Here is a 22,897-nt window from a genome sequence, read left to right as displayed (position 1 = left end):
GGTTCGCGCTGTCCGGGTCACTACCAGCCGGGGCCGCGCACCGTCAGCGGGTCATACCGCGGTCGTTCACTGGTGGAACGTTTGCTCGCCGGACGTTTGAGCAGGGTCGTCGCATGTCTCGTTTCCGGGCCTCGCCGCGTGCACCATCCGGTAGCCAAGCGACCACCTACGATACCCATCCACCGGAGCAACCCGCCTAATGACCACCGACACCGCCACCGCCCCGACCGCGCCCGCCGGGCCCCAGCAGGTCGCCATCAACGACATCGGGTCGGAGGAAGACTTCCTCGCGGCAATCGACAAGACGATCAAGTACTTCAACGACGGCGACATCGTCGAAGGCACCATCGTCAAGGTCGACCGCGACGAGGTCCTGCTCGACATCGGCTACAAGACCGAGGGTGTCATCCCCTCGCGTGAACTCTCCATCAAGCACGATGTCGACCCGGCCGAGGTTGTCACCGTAGGCGATGAGGTCGAGGCCCTCGTTCTCCAGAAGGAGGACAAGGAAGGCCGCCTGATCCTGTCCAAGAAGCGCGCGCAGTACGAGCGCGCCTGGGGCACGATCGAGGAGCTCAAGGAGAAGGACGAGCCCGTCAAGGGCACCGTCATCGAGGTCGTCAAGGGCGGCCTCATCCTGGACATCGGCCTGCGCGGCTTCCTGCCCGCGTCGCTGGTCGAGATGCGCCGCGTGCGCGACCTGCAGCCCTACGTCGGCCGCGAGCTCGAGGCGAAGATCATCGAGCTGGACAAGAACCGCAACAACGTGGTGCTGTCCCGCCGTGCCTACCTGGAGCAGACCCAGTCCGAGGTGCGCAGCGAGTTCCTCAACGCGCTCGCCAAGGGCCAGGTCCGCAAGGGCGTCGTGTCGTCGATCGTCAACTTCGGCGCCTTCGTCGACCTCGGCGGTGTCGACGGCCTGGTGCACGTGTCCGAGCTGTCCTGGAAGCACATCGACCACCCGTCCGAGGTCGTCGAGGTCGGCCAGGAGGTCACCGTCGAGGTGCTCGACGTGGACATGGACCGCGAGCGCGTGTCCCTGTCGCTGAAGGCGACCCAGGAAGACCCGTGGCGTCAGTTCGCCCGCACCCACGCGATCGGCCAGATCGTGCCGGGCAAGGTCACCAAGCTCGTCCCGTTCGGCGCGTTCGTGCGCGTCGAGGAGGGCATCGAAGGCCTGGTGCACATCTCCGAGCTGGCCGAGCGCCACGTGGAGATCCCGGAGCAGGTCGTGCAGGTCAACGGCGACGTGATGGTCAAGGTCATCGACATCGACCTCGAGCGCCGCCGGATCTCGCTGTCGCTCAAGCAGGCCAACGAAGGGGTCACGCCGGACGCCGAGTTCGACCCGACCCAGTACGGCATGGCGGCCGAGTACGACAACGAGGGGAACTACATCTACCCCGAGGGCTTCGACCCGGACACCCAGGAGTGGCAGGAAGGCTTCGACAAGCAGCGCGAGGAGTGGGAGCGCCAGTACGCCGAGGCGCACACCCGCTACGAGCAGCACATGGCCCAGGTCAAGAAGGCCGCCGAGGCCGATGCCGAAGCCGCCGCGGACGCCGCCACCGGTATCGAGGGTGGCAGCAGCAGCGCCGGCGCCGGCGCCGGTGGCGACCAGAGCTACACCTCCGCCCCGGTCGAGGCGAAGAGCGGCGGCACGCTCGCCAGCGACGAGCAGCTCGCGGCCCTGCGCGAGAAGCTCTCCGGCGGCGCGTGAGCCCAGCTCCCGCACCACCCGATCACCCCGCGGCCCCGGTCCTTTCGGACCGGGGCCGCGGCCGTGTCCCGGCAACGCTGCACGTGCCTGTCGTGGCCGGCCCACGTCAAGCACGCTTCGGGAGGACTGCGTGGCGGTCGCCCTGGGCGGTGGTCACCGGGCAGGTGAGGGTGGGCAGTGTGGCTCGGATTGCTGGGCAGGTTGTGCTTGCGGGGTGGGGCAGGGTGGCTCGGGTTGATGGTCGCTGGGCACGTTCCGCTGACGACGGTGGACAGACCGGCTCGGGTTGGTGTCGCCTGGGCAGACTCAGCTTGCCAGCGGCGGGGGAGGGCGCACTTCTCCCGCTGATGCGACGCCCGGGTTGGTTGGCGTGTGCATGCACGGGACCGTTGCCGAGCCGGCCGGCGGATCTGGTGCCGGGGCAGCGGACTGGGTGGCGTTCCGGTTGTCCGGTGGCCCGGTCCCGGCTGGGGTAACGCGCTCACCCCGGTGGGACTGTTCCGGTGGTAGCGAGGTCGGCTACGCCAAGCGGGATCCGGGTCGTGGGATACGGATTCGCAGTGCGGCCGGGGATGGCGAGGCCGATCGCCGTGCGGCGGCCGGCAGGACGGACTCGGCTTGTCCCGAGGGAGAATTCGGCGTCCCATCGTGCCGGCACGACACGGCGTGATCCCCGGAAATCGCTGATCGGCGCGTGGTCCCCGCCGGCGTGCATGCTCCGCCCAGAACAGGCCGGTGCGGCCAACGGTTCCGAGCGGCAACGAGGACAGGTTCCTCCGTGCCATCGGCCATCGGCCATCGGGCACCGGGCACCGGGCACCGGGCACCGGGCCAAGGTGCCATGGGTGCCACGGGCACAGGCTGGGGCCACTGGCCACCGGGTCAAGGGCCCGGGACCGAGGGGCCATGGGCACAGGGCGGGACCACAGGGCTACGGGCCACGCGCCACCAGGTCACGGGAGCGGGGGCCGCGGGACACGACGGGCGTGGAGCTGGTCGGGTCGTGGCCGGTGGGGCTGTCCGGGGGCCGAGCCGGGCTCGGCGGTCGCCGGAGTGGTTCTTCGGTCGCCGGGCCGGGCCCGTTCGGTGGCCGAGCCGGCTCGTTGCCGGGTTGCCTCGGTCTCACTGGGTACGTTGGGTCCGGTGCGGGTGTGGCTCGGGCCGGGGCCGGACGGGTCGGTTGCGGGGGCGGTTCGCGCGGCGGGCGCGGGGGACTCAGTGGCGCAGGCCGAGACCGGTGATCATGGCCAGTACGCCGTGCCGGTACATCCGCTCGTGGGCTTCGTCGGTGGGGTCGAGGAACCAGTCGTCGATGTGGGTCTGGGAGCGGATCGTCAGCTCGACGCTGACCAGGCCGTGCATGGACGTCCACAGCAGGTAGCCGCAGTCGCGCGCCACGACGCCCGGTGGGCTGATCCGGTCGATCTTCGCGACGAACTCCACGAACGTCGTGCTCACCACGCCCGAGCGCAGCGCCGGGTCCGGGTCGTAGTCGTGTACCGAACGCTCGAACATCAGCGCGTAGCGGGCCGGGCTCGCCAGTGCGAAGCGGCGGTAGGCGAGGGCGACCTCGAGCAGGTCGGCGACCCCGTCGTCGGATTCCGGCGGTACCGCGCGCAGCTCGTCGCGCAGCAGGTCGAACGCGCGCTCGTACAGCGCGTCCAGCAGTCCGACCCGGCCGCCGAACCGGGTGTAGACGGTGATCGTCGACGCGCCGGCCCGCTCGGCCACACCGCGGACGGTCAGCCCGGCGACGCCGCGGTCGGTGAGGACCGCCAACGCCGCATCGAGGAACCGCCGCCGGTGCTGTTCGGCCGGCTGTGTCGAGAGATGGCGGGTGGCCACGCTCCGCACCCCCTTCGCCCGTGCCACGCGGGAAGAGCATCCGCGTCTCGATGCAGAAGATACGATATCCACGGCGTCTTGGGAACGTCGCCCCACGGCCGGATCCGGCCGACCGGGCCGGTCACCGTCCACACGCGACGCCCGAATTGCGTCACCGAGCCGGAGGAAACCCCGCCATGACCCAGCCGGAGCCCGGCACTGTCGTCGTCACCGATGCCGGCAACGGCCACTACACGCAGCGGGTCAGCACCACGGCACACGAATTCCTCGCCGACGAACCGGTTTCGGCCGGCGGGGACGACGCCGGTCCCACACCGTACGACCTGCTGCTGTCTTCGCTCGGCACCTGCACCGCGATGACCCTGCGGATGTACGCCGATCGCAAGGGCATCCCGCTGATCCGCACCGAGGTGCGGTTGCGGCACGACCGGGTCCACGCGCGGGACTGCGAACACTGCGAAACCGAGGCCGGCCTGCTGAGCCGGATCACCCGCGAGATCGCGTTCGAAGGCGACCTCGACGACGAGCAGCGCGCGAAACTGCTGGAGATCGCGGACAAGTGCCCGGTGCACCGCACGCTGAGCCGCGAGATCGTGATCGAGACCCGCACCGCCTGAGCACCCGGGGCGCGCGCTCGCCGCACCCCGCCTGCCGAAGAAGCCGGATCGCGTGGTCAGGGGGTGGACACCGCCGGCACCCAGGTGCGTTCCCTTGCCGCGGCGAGTGCGCGGCGACGGAGGCCGGCCAGGCTGTGCTGCGCGGGCACGAGCAGGGCGCTCAGCCACGTGCGCCGGTATTCCGCGAGTGCGTCGGCGACCTGGCGGTAGGCAACGCAGTGCACCAGTCCCGGCGTTCCGAGCCGGTGCTTCCCGACGTGCTTGTCCGCCATCCGTTCCTCCGTGTGGGCGACGTTTCCGCTGCGCACCGTACGCATGCCGTGGCGGAAAACCCGGGAACCGCGCGGCGTGTCACCCGGATCAGTTGGGCAACCCTGCGGAATGTGCTTGCCTTTCCCGGCCGGATGTGCGACTACCCATGCTGGTGCACGTGCAGGGGACGGCCGTCCCCTGAGCGGGTGACGGACACGCTGGTTAGGGTGTGGCTCATGTTGCGCGTGGGCCTGACTGGCGGAATCGGTGCGGGAAAGTCGACGGTGGCGAACCGGCTGGCCGAGCACGGCGCCGTGGTGGTGGACTCCGACCGGATTGCCCGCGAGGTCGTGGAGCCGGGCACGCCGGGGCTCGCCACGCTCGTGGCGGCCTTCGGCACGGAGGTGCTCGCCGGCGACGGATCGCTCGACCGGCAGGCGCTGGCCGCCCGTGCGTTCGCCGGCGAGGAATCGCGCCGGCGGCTCAACGGGATCCTGCACCCGCTGATCGGGCAGCGCACCGCCGAGCTGATGAGCGCGGCCGCCGAGGACGCGGTGCTGGTGCACGATGTCCCGCTGCTGGTGGAGAACGACCTGGCCCCGGCTTATCACCTGGTGGTGGTCGTGGACGCGCCGGTCGAGGTCCGGGTGCGCCGGCTCGTCGAGGCGCGGGGCATGACCGAGGACGACGCCAGGGCCCGGATCCGCGCGCAGGCGGCCGAGGAACAGCGCCGCGCGGTGGCCGACGTCTGGCTCGACAACGGCGGCCGGGAGGACGTGGTGCTCGCCGAGGTCGACGCGCTGTGGGCGGACCGGCTGGTGCCGTTCGAGGCGAACCTGCGGCTGCGCAAGCCGCGGCCGCCGGCGTCCCCGGTGCTCTCCGCCTACGATTCGAGCTGGCCGCTGCAGGCGGAACGGCGGCTCGCGCGGCTGCGGCAGCTCGCCGGGGCGCGCCTGGTGCGGGCCGATCACATCGGCTCCACCGCGGTGCCGGGACTGCCGGCCAAGGACGTGCTCGACCTCCAGCTCACAGTGTCTACTTTGGACGATGCGGACGCGCTCGCCGAGGCGCTCGCCGACGCCGGATTCCCGCGGCGGGAGGGCGACTGGGCGGACGACCCGCAGGGCGGCGACACACCGTGGCCGAAACGGCTGCACGTGGGTGCCGACCCGAAACGTGCGGTGAACCTGCACGTGCGATCCACCGAGACCCCGGCGTGGCGGCTCGCCCTGCTGTTCCGCGACTGGATCCGCGCGCACCCCGACGAACGGGACAGCTACGCCGCGGTGAAACAGCAACTCGCCCGCGAGCACGCCGCGGACGGCACGATCGAGCACTACGCGGACGAGAAGCAGAGCTGGGTCAACGAGGCTTTCGTGCGGGCCGAGGCGTGGGCCGAGGAGAGCTCCTGGAAGCCGTGACGCGGAAAACCGGGTGCGGCCGGTCGGCCCGCCCGGTTACCGTCGAGGGCATGCAGCGCGCCGCGAACACGACCACGCCGGATTCCGTCCCGGCGCGCTGACACCTGACACCGAGCCCGGGGCGAGTGCCCCGGGCTTCGCCGTGTGGTCTCCTCGTCCCGCCAGACCCGAAGGAGACCACCGTGTCCGATCCCCGCCTGCCCGATCCCCGCCTGCCCGATCCCCGCCTGCCCGATCCGCACGTGTCCGGTCCCCGCAGGACCGGATCCCGCCTGCCCGATCCCGGCAGGTCCGATCACCGCAGGCTCGGCCGCGAACTCGGCCTGTTCGGCGGCGACCCGCTGATCGGCGCCGGACTGCCCTACCTGCTGCCCGACGGTGCGGCCGTGCGGCACGTGCTGGAGGAGTACGTGCGCGAGGTCGAACGCCGGGCCGGTTACCGGCACGTGTGCTCGCCGGTCCTCGGGAAACGGGAACTGTACGAGCTTTCCGGGCACTGGGAGCACTATCGCGACGACATGTTCCCGCCGATGCGGGTCGGTGGCGAGGACCTCGTGCTGCGGCCGAGCCTGTGCCCGCACCACGCGCTGATCTACGCCTCCCGTGCCCGCAGCCACCGCGAGCTGCCGCTGCGGCTGGCCGAACTGGGCGGGATGTACCGGGCCGAGCTGTCCGGGGTGCTCGGCGGGCTGAGCCGGGTGCGCGCGATCCAGCTCAACGACGGGCACCTGTTCTGCGCACCGGACCAGGTCGCCGGTGAGCTGCGCGGGGCACTCGAGCTGATCCGCCGGGTGCACGCCGACCTCGGCCTGAAACCCGCGCGGTACCGGCTTTCGCTGCCCGGCGAAGGTGCGAAGTACGCCGGCTCGCCGGAAGACTGGGCACGGTCGGCCGAACTGCTCGCCGAAGCGCTGGCGGGCTTCGACTTCGAGCGTGCACCGGGTGAGGCCGCGTTCTACGGCCCGAAGATCGACGTCCAGGTCGCCGACCGCGCCGGTCGTGAATGGACCCTGTCCACCGTGCAGGTCGACTTCCACCAGCCGGAGCGGTTCGGCCTGGAGTACACCGGACCGGACGGCCGCGCGCACCGCCCGGTTCTGGTGCACCGCAGCATTCTCGGCAGCCTGGAACGTGTACTGGCCCAGCTGATCGAGGACCACGGTGGCGCGTTTCCGCCGTGGCTGGCTCCGGTGCAGGTCACGGTGTTCCCGGTGGGCGACGCCGAATTCCCGGCCGCGGCAACGCTTTCCGAGCAATGCCTTGACGCCGGTCTGCGCTGCGAGGTCGTCCCGGCGGACCGCGGCAGCCTCGCCGCCCGCATCCGCGGTCACCGGCTGGTGCCCTACCAGGCGGTGCTGGGGCCCCGCGAGACCGAGGAAGGCCTGGTCGCGGTGCGCCTGCGCGACGGTCGTCGCCCGGATCCGGTGCCTGCCGGGGAATTCCTCGCCGAAGTGCTCGCGCGGGTCGGTGCTCGAGGCGGGCAGTTGTGGCGTTAGGAGTTCAGCAGCCCGCGTCCCAGCGCGACCGCGACCGCCGCGGCCCGGTCTTTCACCCCGAGTTTCGCGTACGCGTGCAGCAGGTGGGTCTTCACCGTCGCCTCGCTGATGAACAGCTGCTTCGCCGCGTCCTTGTTCGTCGAACCGCGGGCAACGAGGGTGAGGACTTCGATTTCGCGCTGGGACAACGGCTCCTGGGCGGGCGCGCGCAGCTGGCCCATGATCCGGCTGGCGACCGCGGGGGAGAGCACCGACTCGCCGCGGGCGGCGGCGCGCACCGCGCGGAACAGCTCGTCCCGTGGTGCGTCCTTGAGCAGGTAGCCGGTGGCACCTGCCTCGATCGCGGGCAGCACGTCCGAATCCGTGTCGTAGGTGGTCAGCACGAGCACCCTGGCCGGGTTGCCGAGCCGGGACAGCTCGGTGATCGCCGCGACCCCGTCGGTCCCCGGCATGCGCAGGTCCATCAGCACCACGTCCGGTTTCAGCGCCTCGGCGAAGGTGACCGCCTCGGCGCCGTTCGCGGCTTCGCCCAGTACCTCGAACCCGTGCTCGCCGGTGAAGATGCCGCGCAGGCCGTCCCGGACGATCGGGTGGTCGTCGGCGATGAGCAGCGTGACGGTCATCCGGGCGTCCCCTCGTGGTCGGTCGCGTCCAGTGTGGCAGCCGGAACGGCGGGCAGGTTCACCGAGATCGCCGTGCCGCCACCGGGTTCCGATTCGACGTTCAGGGTGCCGGCCAGCCGGTCGGCCCGCCGCTGCATCCCCGGCAGCCCGAAACCGCCCTCGCGCACCGCCGCCGGATCGAAGCCGATCCCGTCGTCGCGCACGTCGAGCGTCACTTCGTCACCCATGTAGGACAGGGTGAGCCCGACCCGTCCGGCGCCCGCGTGCTTGGCCACATTGGACAGTGCCTCCTGGGTGATCCGCAGGAGCGTCGCCTCGAGTTCCGGGTGCAGCGCCGCGGCTGCGCCGGTGGCGGAGAACGTCGCGGGCACGCCGGTCTGCGCACTCCACCTGCGGGTCACTCCGGCGATCGCCTCGGGCAGCGTCGCCGAGTCCAGCGGTTCCGGCCGCAGTGCCTCGACCGAACGCCGCGCCGAGGTGAGGTTCTCCCTGGCGAGCGCGGCGGCCGCAGCCAGGTGCCGCCGCCACTTCGCCGGATCGTGCCCGGCCTGTTCGGCGGCCTCGAGCTGGGTGATGATGCCGGTGAAGCCCTGCGCGAGGGTGTCGTGGATTTCCTGGCTCATCCGCTGGCGCTCGTCGAGCACGCCCGCCTCCCGCGCCTGCACCAGCAGTTGCTGCTGCAGCCCGCGGTTCTCCGCCTCGGCGGCGGCCAGCTGTTCGAGCATCCGGCGGCGTTCCTCGTTCTGCCTGGCGAGTGCGGCGAACACCGCGCCCCCGCCGCCGATGGTCACCGTCTGCACGAGCACCACGGTCAGCGAGATCCACGGCTGGGTGGCCAGCGCGTGCACCGGCCCGCCGTCGTTCATCGTGTTGATCAGCGCCGAGGTGATCGCGATACCGAGGACCGCCAGCGGCAACGGGCGCATCCGCATCGCCGCGAAATAGGAGTACACCGTGAAGATCAGGAAGTAGTCCTCGCGGGCCTGGAGCACCGCACCGACCGTGACCAAGCCGGCGAAGTGCACTGCCGTGACCGCCGGGTGCGCACGCAGATCCGCGCTCGGCACGAGGCTCCGCACCACCAGCCAGAGCGCGGCGCCACCCGCGATCGCCAGCGTCGTGAGCCGGTAGCCCGGCGGGTGGTCCGACAGCACGGTGGCGAGCACCGAAGGCAGGAGCAGCAGCAGGAAGGACGTCACGCTTTCGGCGCGGGTGAACCAGTAGTGCCACGGCAGCGGCGAATCGCCGGGCCCGATCGCAGGCGGGGGCATCAGCGAACCGTGCCAGTCGAGTTTGACCCCGCCAGTTCTCATGCCTTCAGATCCTTCAGCTGCGGCCAGATCTCCGCCCAGCTGCCGGTCCGCCCGGACAACAGCCAGACCGGCAGGTGCCGGCTGGAGTTCGGGGCGCCGAGCCGGTTGTCCACTTCGCCTGCGACGCGGGCCGAGCGGAAGTGCGGCACCAGTTTCGCCGGATCCCGGCCGACGAAGAGCACGGTGTCCGCGTCGTCACCGGGGCGCCCGAAGTACCAGAACCCGCGGCTCGCGCTGTAGGTCGTCGGCAGGCCCTGGTCCGGTCCGTACCGCTCGAGCGCGCCGGCCTGCCAGTAGCCCGCGGTGAGGAGTGCGGTATGCGCGCGCTGACCCGGCGGCAGCGCGCGGTACACGGCACCGACCGAGTCGGCCAGGTCCGGCCAGCCGACCTCTTCCAGTGCGTACGCCGGATGCGGTGCTTCGGGGTGCTCCACCAGCCAGTGCGCCGGCCACACCGGGAGCGCGTAGGGCAGGCTGTACAGCGCGGACAGCACGAACACCGGCCACGTCGGTACCCAGCGCCACCACCTGGCCGGACGTCGCTGCTGCAGGTGCACCGCGGCGGCGGCCCACAACAGCCCGAACGTGCCGGCGGCGTAGTAGAACCGCCCGTCGGCCAGGAAGAACACCGCTGCCACGCCGAGCGCGGTCCAGCCGAGGAACCGGTAGGGCCGCAGTCGCGGGCTGCCGAGCAGCACCCCCAGCCCGTAGAGCACGCCCAGTGCCCCGATCACCAGGCCGGCCCCGGACAGCAGCGCGGGCACGAACGTGGCCCGCCCGCCTGCCTCCTGGACCTCCCTGGACACCGCGTCGCCCATGCCGAGCTGCGGCCAGCCGTTGGCGGTCTGCCACCACAGGGTGGGCACGCAGGCCAGCGCGGCGATCCCGGCCCCGGCCCACAGCTTCGGCCGGCGCAGCAGGTCGCGGGGGCCGAACACCAGCGTGGTCACCGCGGTGACCGCCCAGAACGCGCCGATCAGGAACTTCACGTTGAGTGCGACGGCGGTGACCACGCCCAGCCACAGCAGCAGGTTGTCGTCCCTGGCGCGGACCCAGCGCACCAGCAGCCAGATCGCGACCGTCCACAGCAGAGGGTCCACAGTGGAGGTGGCCAGGTAGTGGCCGCTGCCGACGAACTGGCCGCAGATCGCGTACGCCGCGGCCGCCCTGGTCTGGGCCTTGCGCTCGCCGCCCAGCTCACGCGCGAGGAGGGCGGTGCACACCACCCCGGCCACGGTCGCCAGTATCGCGGGCAGCCGGAACACCACCAGCGAACCGGGGGCGATCGAGTTCATCAGCCAGGCCAGTGCGGGCAGCACTGCGGGCTGGTCGGCGTAGCCCCAGGACAGGTGTTTTCCGGCGGCGAGGAAGTACAGCTCGTCGCCGAAGTAGCCGTACCGGCCGGCAGTCGCCAGCAGCACGGCGGCGGTGCCTGCCGCGAGCAGCGCGACCGGCCGCCGGGCGAATCCGGCGAGTGCGCCGTCCGTCCGGCCTGGTGCTCCGGCCGTGGTCACGGCGTCCATCCTGCTCCCTCGTCCGCTGTCGGGGCCCGGTGCGGCGCACCCTACGGGTTCGTGCCCGGCGCCACCCCCAGGGCTGTGGCGCCGGGCACAGGACCTCAGCTGTACACAGTGAACAGCTCCGGCCAGATCTCTCCCCACGACTGCAGCCGTCCGCTGGCCAGCCACATCGGGGTGCCGTCGGCGGCGCTGGGCTTCGCCGCACCGGTGTCGACCTTGCCGATCGGCCGCAGGTCGGTGAAGTGGCCGAGCAGCGGGCGCGGGTCGGCCCCGACGTAGAGGACGTCACGGGCCGAGTCCGCCGGGGTGGTCAGCGTGGCGTAGCCGCGGTTCGGGCTCGACGGCTCCGGCAGGCCGAGTGCCGGACCGTAGTAATCGAGCCCGCTCGCGGACCAGTAGCTTTCGCCGACGATCGCGGTGTGCGCCGGGTCGGGCAGCTTCGCGAAGGCGCCCGCGACCGAACGCGCCGCCTCGGGCCAGCCGATCTCGGCGAAGGTGTAGGTCGGCCTCGGCAGCGACGGGTGCTTCGCCAGCCACGACTGCGGCCAGACCGGCAGCGTGCCGGGAAGCAGGAGCAGGAAGCCCGCCAGGTACACCGGCCAGGTCGCGATCCAGCGCCACCGGCGCGAGGCCTGCCCGCTCTCCAGCTCGACCGCGGCGGCCGCCCAGCAGACCGGGAACATGCCCGCGAGGTAGTAGGACCGGCCGTTCACCGCGAGGAACACCACGGCGAGCCCGATCGTGGTCCAGCCGAGGAACCGGTACGGACGCAGCCGCGGCGACCGCACCAGCCGCCACACCCCGTAGCCGAGCAGCGTGGCCCCGGTCGGGATCCCGGCGATGAGCAGGACCTCCGGCAGCCACCACAGCCGTCCGCCGCCCTCGCCGACCTCGGTGGCGATCGCGGTGCCCATCTGCAGCTGCGGCCAGCCGTGCCGGGCCTGCCAGATCAGCGTCGGCACCAGGGCCAGCACCGCGATCGCCGCGCCGCCCCACAGCGCCGGACGGCGCAGCAGCTCCCGCGGACCGCAGATCAGCAGTGCCACCCCTGCCACCAGCCAGAACCCGCCGACGAGGAACTTCACGTACAGCGCGACCGCGGTCACCACGCCCGCCCAGAGCAGCAGGCCGTCGCGCCGCGTGCGGATCCACCGGACGACGAGCCAGCTCAGCACCGTCCACAGGAACGGGTCGAATGTGGAGGTCGCGAGGTAGTGCGCGCCCGCCACGAAGACGGCGGACACCGCGAACATCGCCGCGCTGAGCACCTGCGCCCGGGTCCGGCCGCCGAGTTCACGGGCGATCAGCGCGGCGAACACCACCCCCGCCGCCATCGCCAGCATCGCCGGGATCCGCAGCACGAACGGCGAGCCGGGCCCGAGCGACTCCATCACGTGGGCCAGCAGCGGCAGCAGCGGCGGCTGGTCCACGTAGCCCCAGGAAAGATGTTTGCCCGCGGCGATGAAGTACAGCTCGTCGCCCATGTAGCCGTAGCGGTTCGCGACGAGCGCGACCACCACGAGCAGCGCACCGGCGATCGCCAGCACCGGGGTGCGTGCGAAGAGCACCGCCGGTCCGGCAGGGGAGGACAGGTCCCCCGCAGCGTTCCCCCGGCGCCTGCCCTCGCGCCCGTCGATGACCGGCATCTCCGCCGCCTCCTCTCGATGACCTTCTCTCTCGGGTACGAGAGTCCCGCGGGAGAGGGGTGCGGCGGATCATCGGAACGGTGCGACCTGCATCCACCGATCGGTGGATGCGCACCGGTGCGTCAGGCCGGTTCGGCCTCGATCAGGCAGAACCCGGTGCCCGGCACCGGCTGCACCTGGGCGACGCGGAAACCGGCGGCACCGCACAGATTCTCGAAGTCGGCGCGGGTGCGCTCCCGGCCGCCGACGTTCACCAGCATGTTCAGGTCGCTCAGGTACAACCCGGGCGGAGCGCCGGGGGTGACCAGATCGGGCAGAACCGGTTCCACGATGAGCAGCCGGCCGTGCGCCGGGACGGCGGTGCGGCAGTGGCCCAGTATCGTCCTGCACGTCTCGTCGTCCCAGTCGTGGACGATGCTCTTCAGCAGATACGCCTCGCCTCCTGCGGGCACGCCGGTGAAAAAGTCGCCGACCGAGACCGAAGCACGGTCCTGCAGCCCGGCGGCGGCAAACCGGCCGGCGGCCGCGGCACCGCCTTCCGCGGTGTCGTACACCGAACCCCGCACTGCGGGATACCGCTGCAGGATCTCGGCGAGGACCGTGCCGTCGCCACCGCCGATGTCGATCACCGTGGCGAACCGGCCGAAGTCGCAGGCCGCGGCGAGTTCCCGGCCCGCCGCGCGCGAACCGTCACTCATCGCCGCGTTGAACAGCGCCGATTTCCGCGGATTCTCGGCAAGGTGCGGGAAAAACGGCTTGCCGAACGCGTCGTCGAACGTCGTCCGGCCGGTCCGCACGCTGGTCGCGAGATCGCTCCAGGCACGCGTCATCACCGGGTCGGTGAACATGTCGACGAGCGCGTTGAGGGAGTGGGGGTGGTCGCCGCGCAGCAGCCGCCCTTCGTCGGTGGGGGAAAAGTGCCCCGGTTCGGTCTCGGTGAACAAGCCCAGCGCGGTCAGCGCGCGCAGCAGGCGCGTGGTGGCTTCCGGCGAGAGAGCCAGTTCCCCGGCGACTTCGGTGGCCGAGCGTGCCTGCGCGTCGAACGCTTCGACGAGCCGGAGCTCAACGGCTGCGCGCACCGCATACGTCGTCATGAAGCCGAATGCCAGCTGTCGCAGCCGTGCGCCGTCCGGAACCGTGTCGCTCATCAGCCCTCCCTCGATGGAGAGGTAAGGCTACCCTAATTAACGGGTCGCCGGAAGTAGATCATCGGGTTGTCGCGGCCGGTGTGCACGGGTTCGGTCAAGCCCAGCGCACGCCGCAGTTCGCCGAGCCGGGTGTGCGTGTGCGGGTCACGGGCTCCGGCCGCGGTGAAGTACGGGGTGCCGGTGCTTCGGAGCCAGCCCAGCACCTCGGACCCTTCGGTGAACGGCAGCGGGGTCCTCCGGTGGAACACGTCGTGCACGCTCACCGGGGTGTCCGGCGCGAGTCCCGGGAACACGTCGGCGAGGTACCACCGCGCGAAGCGTGCGCCGTGATCGGCGTCGACGAACAGGTAGTCCACATCGGACAGCCAATCGCCGGTCAGGGTTTTCGCGTCCCCGCCGCGGAATTCCCAGCGGCCGTCGGACAGCGACGCCGGCACGGTCGCGGTGGCGTGGTCGACCAGGTCGACGGTGACCAGTGCTCCGGTGCCGTTGTCCGCCAGCGCACGCAGGATCCAGCTGGTGGACCAGCCGTGCAGTGCGCCGATCTCCACCACCTTTGCCGGCCGGAAGTACCGCAGCAGCAGGTAGGAGATCTCCGCTTCGACGTCGTCCAGCTGGGTCTTCATCGCCGGATGCGCGCGCCGATGGGCCCGCTGCGCCTCACGCGCGGCCCGTAGCGCGTCGGCGTGGTCGTGGTAGAGCCGTTCCACGAGGTCGGGGGTCACCTGCTCGGCGAGGTGCCCGTGCACGTTGCTGTCCATAGTGGTCAGCATCGCGAGCGGGCGGGGCGCGGATAAGCCGGTTGCCCGCCGTCGGCGGTGGGGGTTTCCCCCGGGGTTACTGCCCGGGGTGCCGCCGCCAGGTTGCGGTCACGTCCTTCGCGGACAGCCAGGCGGCCAGGTCGTAACCGTGCCGCGCGAGGCCTTCCACCGCGGCGTAGGCGGTCTCGAGCGCGTACTCGCCCTCCGCTTGCGGAAGCAGCCCGGCCACGACCGCGGCGAGCAGTTCGTCGCTGTCGATCACGCGGACCGAGACCTTGTCCTTGAGCACCAGGTCGAGGTACAGGTCGGTGGTCACCCAGCGCGGCCCGTCGCGGTGCACCCGCACGACGTCGAGGTAGAAGTCCTGGTCGCGTTCGTAGCCGGGGGAGAACCAGAAGTCGGTGATCCGGAGCCCGAGGCCGGGCAGCAGCCAGGATTCGAGGTAGTGGAATTGCGCCCGCCCCGGTGCAGGCCGTGCCACGTACAGCCCGAAGGGCTCCACCCGGAACTCCTCCACGTCGCGGCGGATCCCCTTGTTGTCCACGTTCACGCGGGCGGCCGGGTCGAAGATCTCCACCTTCGGCGGGTGCACGTCGGTCATCCGGCCATCCTGCCCGGTACCCGGCCGCCGGGGAGTGCGGCGGAGCCGGTGCCGGCGAAGGCCGACCCGGATGGCGGATGCGCACCGGTGGGGTCCAGCCGGTCCAGTAGCCGGGAACGAGCACGTCGGCGCAGGTCGGGGCGGGTGCGCCGGAAACTGTCGGTGGGGCGGCCTACCCTGGGGACGTGGCTTTCGCAACCGAACACCCCGTCCTCGCGCAGTCCGACTTCCGTCCGGTCTCCGAAGTGCCCCGCAGCGGCGGCCGGTTCGAGGTGGTCAGCGACTATCAGCCCGCCGGTGACCAGCCGGCGGCCATCGACGAGCTCGAGCGCCGGGTCGGTGCGGGCGAGAAGGACGTCGTGCTGCTCGGCGCCACCGGCACCGGCAAGTCGGCCACCACCGCGTGGCTGATCGAGCGCGTACAGCGGCCCACGCTGGTGATGGCGCCGAACAAGACGCTGGCCGCGCAGCTGGCCAACGAGCTGCGCGAGCTGTTCCCGCACAACGCGGTCGAGTACTTCGTCAGCTACTACGACTACTACCAGCCCGAGGCGTACATCGCGCAGACCGACACCTACATCGAGAAGGACTCGTCGATCAACGACGACGTCGAGCGGCTGCGCCACTCCGCCACGATGAACCTGCTCTCCCGGCGGGACGTGATCGTGGTCGCCTCGGTGTCGTGCATCTACGGCCTCGGCACGCCGCAGTCCTACCTCGACCGGTCCACGAAGCTCGAGGTCGGCGGCACGGTCGACCGCGACGTGCTGCTGCGCGCGCTGGTCGACGTGCAGTACACGCGCAACGACATCGCGTTCGCGCGTGGCACCTTCCGCGCGCGCGGCGACACCGTGGAGATCATCCCGGCGTACGAGGAGCTCGCGATCCGGGTCGAGTTCTTCGGCGACGAGATCGAGAAGCTGTACTACCTGCACCCGCTCACCGGCGACATCGTGCGCGAGGTGGACGAGGTGCGGATCTTCCCCGCCACGCACTACGTCGCCGGGCCGGAGCGGATGGAAAAGGCGATCCGCGGTATCGAGGCCGAACTCGAGGAGCGGCTCGCCGACCTGGAAAAACAGGGCAAGCTGCTGGAGGCGCAGCGGCTGCGCATGCGCACCGCCTACGACATCGAGATGATGCGGCAGGTCGGCTTCTGCTCCGGCATCGAGAACTACTCGCGGCACATCGACGGCCGGTCGGCAGGTTCGGCGCCGGCCACCCTGATCGACTACTTCCCCGAGGACTTCCTGCTGGTCATCGACGAATCGCACCAGACGGTGCCGCAGATCGGCGGGATGTACGAGGGCGATATGAGCCGCAAGCGCAACCTCGTCGAGTACGGGTTCCGGCTGCCCAGCGCGGTGGACAACCGGCCGCTGACCTGGGAGGAGTTCTCCGACCGGATCGGGCAGACGGTATACCTGTCGGCCACTCCCGGGCCGTATGAAATGGGGCAGACCGGCGGCGAGTTCGTGGAGCAGGTGATCCGGCCGACCGGCCTGATCGACCCGAAGGTGGTCGTGAAACCCACCGAGGGCCAGATCGACGATCTGGTGCACGAGATCCGCGAGCGCGCGGACAAGGACGAGCGGGTGCTCGTCACCACGCTCACCAAGAAGATGGCCGAGGACCTCACCGACTACCTGCTGGAGCTGGGCGTCCGGGTGCGCTACCTGCACTCGGAGGTCGACACGCTGCGCCGCGTCGAGCTGCTGCGCCAGCTGCGTGCCGGGGACTTCGACGTGCTGGTCGGCATCAACCTGCTGCGTGAGGGGCTCGACCTGCCCGAGGTGTCGCTGGTCGCGATCCTCGACGCGGACAAGGAGGGCTTCCTGCGCAGCGGCACGTCACTGATCCAGACGATCGGCCGCGCGGCGCGCAACGTGTCCGGCGAGGTCCACATGTACGCGGACAAGATCACCGACTCGATGCAGTACGCGATCGACGAGACCGACCGCCGCCGTGCCAAACAGGTCGCCTACAACGAGGAGCGCGGGCTGGACCCGCAGCCGCTGCGCAAGAAGATCGCGGACATCCTCGACCGCGTCTACAGCGAGGCCGAGGACTCGCAGGACTCGGTCGCGGTCGGCGGCTCGGGCCGCAACTCCTCACGCGGCAAGAAACCGGAACAGGGCGACCGGGTGCGCAGCTCGGGCGTGCTCACCGAGAAGAACGTCTCGTCCATGCCGCGCGCCGAACTGGCCGACCTGATCCAGCAGATGACCGACCAGATGATGCAGGCCGCCCGCGACCTGCAGTTCGAACTGGCCGCCCGGCTGCGCGACGAGGTGTCCGACCTGAAGAAGGAACTCCGCGGCATGGACGCGGCAGGCATCAAGTAGCCCTTCCCGCGGGTCGGCGGGGAGGGCAGGCCGGCGGGAAGCCCGGCAGGCCGGGAGCGGACCGGGCGAGCAGGGGGAGGGGCCAGGACGGGCCGGGCGAGCGGGGAGACGGACTGAGGAAGGGCCGGGTGAGCGGACCGGGGTAGGGGCCGGGCAAGCAGGCCGGGAGAGGACCGGGGCGAGCAAGGTCGGGAGAAGGCCGGGGCCGAGTAGGTCGGGAGAGGGCCGGGGCGAGCAAGGTCAGGAGAGGGCCGGGGCCGAGCAAGGTCGGAAGAGGGCCGGGCCGAGCAAGGTCGGGAGAAGGCCGGGTGAGCAGGGAGACGGGCCGAGGAAGGGCATCGGGAGGGGCCCGGAGGTGGTCGACCGTCGCGTCGCGAGTGCCGTCGGTACCCGGTTTGCCGGACGCCGGGCTTGACTCGGGTGCGGGTCGGTTCGTGCTGGGTGCGGGTCGGCTGGGGTGGGTCCGCGGCGCGCGGGGTGGCTGGTTGTGGTGCGCCGGGTTTGTCCTGCGCGGTTTGCTTCGTGCGGGGGACAGCACAGCCGGGGGACAGCACAGGCCGGAACGTGCTGGGCCGGGTGGGGCCGGGGTGGCTGCCGCCGGTGCGGTGGGAGCGCCGGGGTGCGGAGGGCGAGCTCGACGGCACTCGCAGTGGCAGCAACCGGTGCTTCGTCGGTTACTGCGGTCAGGAGGTTGCCGCACCGTCACCCGGGGTGGGGCGCTCGTCGTGTCGTCGCGCGGTGTGATCTGCCTGCCGTTGCGGGAGCAGCCGCTTGGGCACGACCGGTGTCGACAGCTTTTCAGCCGACGGCCGGTTGAGCCACGTCGAGTGCTGCGGAGCGTGGCCGGTCAGCCGTTGTCCACAGCGGACTTGACTGCGGCGAGCGTGGATTCCGTGCCCCACAGGTGTTCCACGTGGGCGTCGTCGGCGACGCGGTTTTCCGCGATGCGCTCGTGGTACGGCTGGCGCAGCTGGGCTTTGGTGTGTGCGAACGCCTCGGTGGGCAGGGTGGCCAGGCGCGCCGCCATTTCGTGCGCGCGGGTCGCCAGTTCCCCGGCCGGTACGACCTCGTCGACCAGACCCCGGGCCAGCGCGTCCGCGACGGTGAGGGTTGCGCCGCTGTAGGCGAGCGCGGGCAGCGGGGTGGTGCCGTAGGCGCAGCGGAGAATCTCCAGTGCTGCCAACGGGAACGGCACACCCACCAGAAGGTCGGGAACGCCCAGGCGGCCGTCGCCGTCGGCGGCGACGCGGTGGTCGCACGCGGCGGCCAGTACCAGCCCGGCACCGAGTGCGGTGCCGTTGACCGCGGCCACCACCGGGTGCGGGAAACCGAAGACCGCCAGCAGCGCGTCGGACAGCGTGGGGAGGAATTCCTCGGCGTAACGGGCTCCGCCCTCGGTGAGACGCGCCAGATCGACGCCGGGGGAGAACGTGTCGCCGGTGCCGGTGAGCACCACGGCGCGGGCTCCGGCCGCGTCGGCCTCCTCGAGTTTGAGCACCAGCTCGGCGCAGGTGGCGGTGTCGAGGCCGCGATCGAGGGTGGTCAGGGCGATGCCGTCGTGGAGCTCGAGGTGGATCGTCACGCGCAGCACCGTACCGCCGTCCGGTCCGGTTCGTCGGATGACGCCGGACCGGACAGCGGCCGATCAGCTGGTGACGTCCTTGCGTGCGAACCGGCGGCCGGCCAGCAGCAGGAACACCGTGGCGTAGATGAGCGACGACAGCGCGCCGCTCGCCAGGTTGTTCCAGTCGATGTCGGTGGAGATCAGGTCGATCCAGGCGAAGGAGTAGTGCGTGGGCAGGTAATTGCGCAACCCGCCCAGCGCGGTGATCTGGTCGAGGATCTGCGACAGGATCGCGACCAGCACCGTGCCGCCCACCGCGCCGAGCGGGGCCTCGGTGGACACGCTCAGCAGCAGCGCCAGCCCGGCCACCCAGGCCAGCTGCACCACGATGTACACAGTGGACAGCAGCAGCGCGAGCATGCTGTCCCCGAAGGAGATCGCGTCGCCGGTGGGGCTGATCGCATCGCCTGCCCCGTACCAGAGCACCCCCACCAGCAGGGACACCAGCGGCAGCAGCACCAGCGCGGAGACCGAGAGCAGGCCGGACACCGCGGCCTTCTGCCGCAGCAGCCGGTGCCGTGGCACCGGGATCGCCAGCAGGTACTTCAGGCTCGACCACGACGATTCGCTCGCGATCGTGTCGCCGAAGAACAACGCGACGATCATCGGCAGCAGGAAAGTACCGGACACGAAGAACGCGAGCACCACGAAGTTCGGTGCGCTCGCCGTCGCGAGGTCCACGAACCCGCCCGAGCGGCGGTTCGGGCTCGACTGCCCGATCTCGAACGCCACCACCAGGATGAACGGCAGCACCGCGACGAACGCCAGCACCAGCTGGGTCCGCCGGCGGCGCAGCTGCCGCCGCAGCTCCACGCCCAGCCGCAGCGTGCGCCCGGCGCGGTAGCCGGCCACCGCGCCGTCCGGGCCCACCTCGGTCCGCTCGGCGGTGGCCAGCTCGGTCAGCTCCCGCAACGCCGCGGGGTCGGTGTGCACCCCGCCTGCACCGTTGGTGTCGTTCATGAATCCTCTCCCACCAGCTGCAGGAACGTGTCTTCCAGCCGGCGCCGCGGCCCGGCCTGTTCCACCGGGACGCCGGCGCGCACGAGTGCCGCCACCGCCTCGGCCCGCGGCATCCCGTCGAGGTTGGCGTGCACGAGGTCGCCTTCGGTCTCGATGTCCGAGACGCCGCCGACGGCCTTGAGCGCCGCCGCGGCGGCCGCCGGATCGCCGACCCGGAAGGTGGCCTCCCCGCTGGACGCGGCCAGCTCGCCGACCTCACCGGAGGCCACCAGCGTGCCGCGGTGCATCACCACGACGTGCGAACAGGTCTGCTCGACCTCGGCCAGCAGATGACTCGACACCACGACGGTGCGCCCGGTGGCGGCGTAGCGCTGCAGCACCTCGCGCATCTGGTGGATCTGCGGCGGGTCGAGCCCGTTGGTCGGTTCGTCGAGCACCATGAGCTCCGGCAGGCCGAGCATCGCCTGCGCGATCGCGAGCCGCTGCCGCATGCCCTGGCTGTAGGTCTTCACCCGCCGGTGCACCGCGTCGCCGAGTCCGGCGATCTCCAGCGCCTCGGTGAAGTGCGCCCGCTCCGCGGGCCGTCCGGTGGCGGCCCAGTACAGCTCCAGGTTCGCCTTCCCGGAAAGGTGCGGCAGGAACCCGGAACCCTCCACGAAGGACCCGATCCGCGACAGCACCGGCGCACCCGGCGTGATCCGGTGCCCGAACACCCTGATCTCGCCCTCGGTGGGCGTGATCAGGCCCATCAGCATGCGCAGCGTGGTGGTCTTGCCCGCGCCGTTGGGACCGAGCAGGCCGAGTACCTGTCCCGGCTCCACCCGGAACGAAAGGTCCTGCACCGCCACGAAACCGCCCGGGTACTGCTTGCGCAGCCCGCTGATCACCAGCGGTGTGCCGGCCAGATCCGGGTCGACGTCGTGTGCCCGCCGCCGCCGGATCGCGGCCACCACCAGCGCGGCGATCCCGACGAGCAGGGTCACGCCGATACCGATCAGCTGCCCGGCAGGCACCGGAGCGCCCGCCGAGGCACCGGGTACGACCGGGACCGCGAGCGAGCCACCCGGTGCGAGACCGACGCGGAACACTCCCGGCTGCTCGGGCACGGAGTACGACTGGTCAGTGCTGCCGACGACCAGCCGCAGCGAATGTCCGGCCTCGATCGGGCGCACGATGCCGGGCAGGGTCACCGTGACGTCCACCGGTGTGCCGTCGGCGGGCAGTCCGCTCACCCGCAGCGGCGCCACCGCGTTCGCGGGCAGTACGCGGCTGCCGTCCGTGCCCACGTCGTAGAGCTTCGCGAACAGCACCGCCTCCGGCAGCGGGTGTGCCGGGTCGGTCGCGATCCGCAGCCGCACCGTGCTGGAGCCGGCCACGAGGACCTGGCTGTCGAACGGGGCGGTGCCGAACTGCGCGGACTGCCCCGGCGGATCGGAGCCGAACAACGGGGTCAGCCGCGACGAACCGGCGGCGAGCCCGTTGAGCCCGGGGATGCCGCTCACGGCCGAGGGGTTCGCGCCGGCCGGCCGCACGACCTCCTGTTGCGGACCGGCGAGCGCCGTCGGACGGCGTTCGGTGCCTGCACCGCCCAGCCCGGGATAGGCGTCGGTGGAGACCGTGCGCACGGACGGGGTTCCGTTGGCCCGCAACGTGCCCTGCACGTCGTAGGCGAAGCCTCGGCCGGGCTCGCCCTCGCCGGTCAGCGAGGACCACAGGAAGTCGCCGATCTTCGCGCGCAGCTGCGGGCCGGGGGAACCGCCGTCGTGGCCGCCGGTGTACCAGATCGTGCGGACCGGCCCGCCCGCCGCGGCGATCTGCCGTGCGGTGGCGTCGGACTGGTCGAGGCCGAACAACGTGTCGCTCTCGCCCTGCACGAGCAACGTCGGCACGGTGATCCGGTTCGTGACCGAGGAGGGGGAGACCCGGCGCAGCAGCTCGACGGTCTGCGGGCTTGCCTTGCCCGCGGTCGCGAGCTCCGTGTAGGCCTGGCACACCGCCGGGGTGAAGCGGCCGCACGGGTCCGCGGCCGGTTGCTGTGCACGGCCGGGTTGCCCACCTCCCGGTTGTCCACTGCCTTCGGCCGGGGCGGCGGCCTGCGGCGACGTGCCGCTGTTGCCTGCCGTGTCCCCGTTGTCCGTGGTTTCCTGGCCCGCTTCGGGTGCTTCGGACGAGGGCGCGCCGCTCGCCGCGGCACCGGATCCGGCGGAGAAGAAGATGCCTGCCCAGCTCTTCTTGAAGACCCCGTCCGGGGCGAACGCACCCGCTGCCGGGGTTTTCGCGTCTCCGGCTGCGGTCGCCGCCGCGTTCGGCACCAGGCCTTGCCCGAGGTCGTTGTAGGTGATCACCGGGGCGATCGCGCGCACCCGGTGATCGGTGCCTGCGAGCAGCAGCGAGAGCGCACCGCCGTAGGAGGCGCCGGTGACCGCCAGCTCGGGTGCGCCGTCCTGGCCGGTGGCGACCTCGTGGCTTGCCACCAGCCGGTCGATCAGCCTGCTCGCGTCGGCGACTTCGCCGTCCGGGTCGTTGAGCCCGATCCGGCCGGTGCTGTGGCCGAACCCGCGCGCGGACCAGGTCAGCACGAGGAACCCGCGCTGGGCGAGTTCCTTCGCCTGCGGATCCACACTGGTCTTGTCCCCGCCGAAGCCGTGCGCCAGCAACACCGCGGGGGCGGGAGTGCGCTCGGGGTAGTAGGTCGTGGTGTCGATGCGGACTTGTTCGGCGGAGCCGGGCGCGGCAGGCATCGCGACGACGGCGTCCTGGGTCCGGACCGGCGCCGGGCCGGTGTCGCGGGTCGTCCAGACCGCCACGGCGGCGGCGACCACCAGCACGACTGCGGCCAGCGCGGTGAGCCGGGTTCCGCGCGTGCGCGGGAGCGGGATTCGGGGCACGTGCCGACGTTATGGGAGCTTTCCTGAGAACGTCGCGCCGGGTTCACACGGATCAGACACCGATCTCACCCTTTCGAGCGGCCGGTGACGCAGGTAACAGGCCCGGCCCGGTGACGC

17 protein-coding genes are annotated in these 22,897 nt (G+C 71.5%); 5 read left to right on the top strand and 12 right to left on the bottom strand.

Annotated elements, in window-relative coordinates:
- Window positions 1-199 precede the first annotated feature (199 nt).
- Entirely contained in the window at window positions 200-1,720 is a 1,521-nt protein-coding gene (rpsA, locus tag ABD793_RS38475; protein ID WP_344868484.1) for a 30S ribosomal protein S1, read from the top strand.
- A gap of 1,215 nt (window positions 1,721-2,935) precedes the next feature.
- On the opposite strand, the gene ABD793_RS38470 is transcribed toward rpsA, so the two are convergent.
- A complete protein-coding gene (locus ABD793_RS38470; protein WP_344868482.1) occupies window positions 2,936-3,592 on the bottom strand; it encodes a TetR/AcrR family transcriptional regulator in 657 nt (218 codons plus the stop codon).
- Window positions 3,593-3,741: 149 nt separating this feature from the next.
- Here ABD793_RS38470 and ABD793_RS38465 point away from each other — a divergent pair, with 149 nt between their 5' ends.
- Entirely contained in the window at window positions 3,742-4,182 is a 441-nt protein-coding gene (locus ABD793_RS38465; protein WP_344868480.1) for an OsmC family protein, read from the top strand.
- A 56-nt stretch (window positions 4,183-4,238) separates the two neighbouring features.
- Here the strand turns inward: ABD793_RS38465 and ABD793_RS38460 are convergent, their stop codons facing one another.
- Window positions 4,239-4,454, bottom strand: a complete 216-nt coding sequence (locus ABD793_RS38460) for a hypothetical protein (RefSeq protein ID WP_184777166.1) — start codon at window positions 4,452-4,454, stop codon at window positions 4,239-4,241.
- A gap of 216 nt (window positions 4,455-4,670) precedes the next feature.
- Here ABD793_RS38460 and coaE point away from each other — a divergent pair, with 216 nt between their 5' ends.
- Window positions 4,671-5,855: a dephospho-CoA kinase gene (coaE, locus tag ABD793_RS38455; RefSeq protein WP_344868476.1), complete on the top strand. Its 1,185-nt coding sequence runs from the start codon at window positions 4,671-4,673 to the stop codon at window positions 5,853-5,855.
- Between the two features lie 272 nt (window positions 5,856-6,127).
- Window positions 6,128-7,351: a threonine--tRNA ligase gene (gene thrS / locus ABD793_RS38450; RefSeq protein ID WP_344868505.1), complete on the top strand. Its 1,224-nt coding sequence runs from the start codon at window positions 6,128-6,130 to the stop codon at window positions 7,349-7,351.
- Here the strand turns inward: thrS and ABD793_RS38445 are convergent.
- From ABD793_RS38445 to ABD793_RS38415, 7 genes are all read right to left on the bottom strand, one after another.
- A complete protein-coding gene (locus ABD793_RS38445) occupies window positions 7,348-7,974 on the bottom strand; it encodes a response regulator (RefSeq protein ID WP_344868474.1) in 627 nt (208 codons plus the stop codon). The two genes, thrS and ABD793_RS38445, sit on opposite strands and share 4 nt — an antisense overlap.
- Window positions 7,971-9,287, bottom strand: coding sequence for a sensor histidine kinase (locus tag ABD793_RS38440; protein WP_344868472.1), 1,317 nt, complete (start codon window positions 9,285-9,287; stop codon window positions 7,971-7,973). The genes ABD793_RS38445 and ABD793_RS38440 overlap by 4 nt, the downstream gene beginning before the upstream one ends.
- On the bottom strand, window positions 9,284-10,810 hold the full coding sequence (locus ABD793_RS38435; protein WP_344868470.1) for a glycosyltransferase family 39 protein: 1,527 nt from the start codon (window positions 10,808-10,810) through the stop codon (window positions 9,284-9,286). Before ABD793_RS38435 ends, ABD793_RS38440 begins: the two co-directional genes overlap by 4 nt.
- Window positions 10,811-10,905: 95 nt before the next feature.
- Entirely contained in the window at window positions 10,906-12,453 is a 1,548-nt protein-coding gene (locus tag ABD793_RS38430; protein WP_344868468.1) for a glycosyltransferase family 39 protein, read from the bottom strand.
- 122 nt (window positions 12,454-12,575) lie between these two features.
- Window positions 12,576-13,601, bottom strand: coding sequence for a methyltransferase (locus ABD793_RS38425; RefSeq protein WP_344868466.1), 1,026 nt, complete (start codon window positions 13,599-13,601; stop codon window positions 12,576-12,578).
- Between the two features lie 32 nt (window positions 13,602-13,633).
- The gene (locus tag ABD793_RS38420) at window positions 13,634-14,362 is read right to left on the bottom strand and encodes a class I SAM-dependent methyltransferase (RefSeq protein WP_344868464.1); all 729 of its coding nucleotides are present in this window, start codon (window positions 14,360-14,362) and stop codon (window positions 13,634-13,636) included.
- A 76-nt stretch (window positions 14,363-14,438) separates the two neighbouring features.
- A complete protein-coding gene (locus tag ABD793_RS38415) occupies window positions 14,439-14,963 on the bottom strand; it encodes a ribonuclease FAU-1 family protein (RefSeq protein WP_344868463.1) in 525 nt (174 codons plus the stop codon).
- Window positions 14,964-15,148: 185 nt separating this feature from the next.
- Here ABD793_RS38415 and uvrB point away from each other — a divergent pair, with 185 nt between their 5' ends.
- Window positions 15,149-17,308 (top strand): excinuclease ABC subunit UvrB, encoded by a 2,160-nt coding sequence (uvrB, locus tag ABD793_RS38410; RefSeq protein WP_344868461.1) that lies wholly within the window; start codon window positions 15,149-15,151, stop codon window positions 17,306-17,308.
- Between the two features lie 847 nt (window positions 17,309-18,155).
- On the opposite strand, the gene ABD793_RS38405 is transcribed toward uvrB, so the two are convergent.
- The 3 genes from ABD793_RS38405 to ABD793_RS38395 form a co-directional block, all read right to left on the bottom strand.
- Window positions 18,156-18,890 carry an enoyl-CoA hydratase/isomerase family protein gene (locus tag ABD793_RS38405; protein ID WP_344868459.1) on the bottom strand — a complete coding sequence of 245 codons (735 nt, stop codon included), beginning with the start codon at window positions 18,888-18,890 and terminating at the stop codon, window positions 18,156-18,158.
- Between the two features lie 63 nt (window positions 18,891-18,953).
- Window positions 18,954-19,892 carry an ABC transporter permease gene (locus ABD793_RS38400; protein ID WP_344868458.1) on the bottom strand — a complete coding sequence of 313 codons (939 nt, stop codon included), beginning with the start codon at window positions 19,890-19,892 and terminating at the stop codon, window positions 18,954-18,956.
- Window positions 19,889-22,780 carry an alpha/beta fold hydrolase gene (locus ABD793_RS38395; RefSeq protein WP_344868456.1) on the bottom strand — a complete coding sequence of 964 codons (2,892 nt, stop codon included), beginning with the start codon at window positions 22,778-22,780 and terminating at the stop codon, window positions 19,889-19,891. The genes ABD793_RS38400 and ABD793_RS38395 overlap by 4 nt, the downstream gene beginning before the upstream one ends.
- Window positions 22,781-22,897: the final 117 nt, after the last annotated feature.

This window comes from Amycolatopsis ultiminotia, from assembly GCF_039536925.1.
Lineage (GTDB): Bacteria > Actinomycetota > Actinomycetes > Mycobacteriales > Pseudonocardiaceae > Amycolatopsis > Amycolatopsis ultiminotia.
Note: the sequence above shows the minus strand (reverse complement) of the source record. Positions and strands in the feature narration are given on the sequence as shown.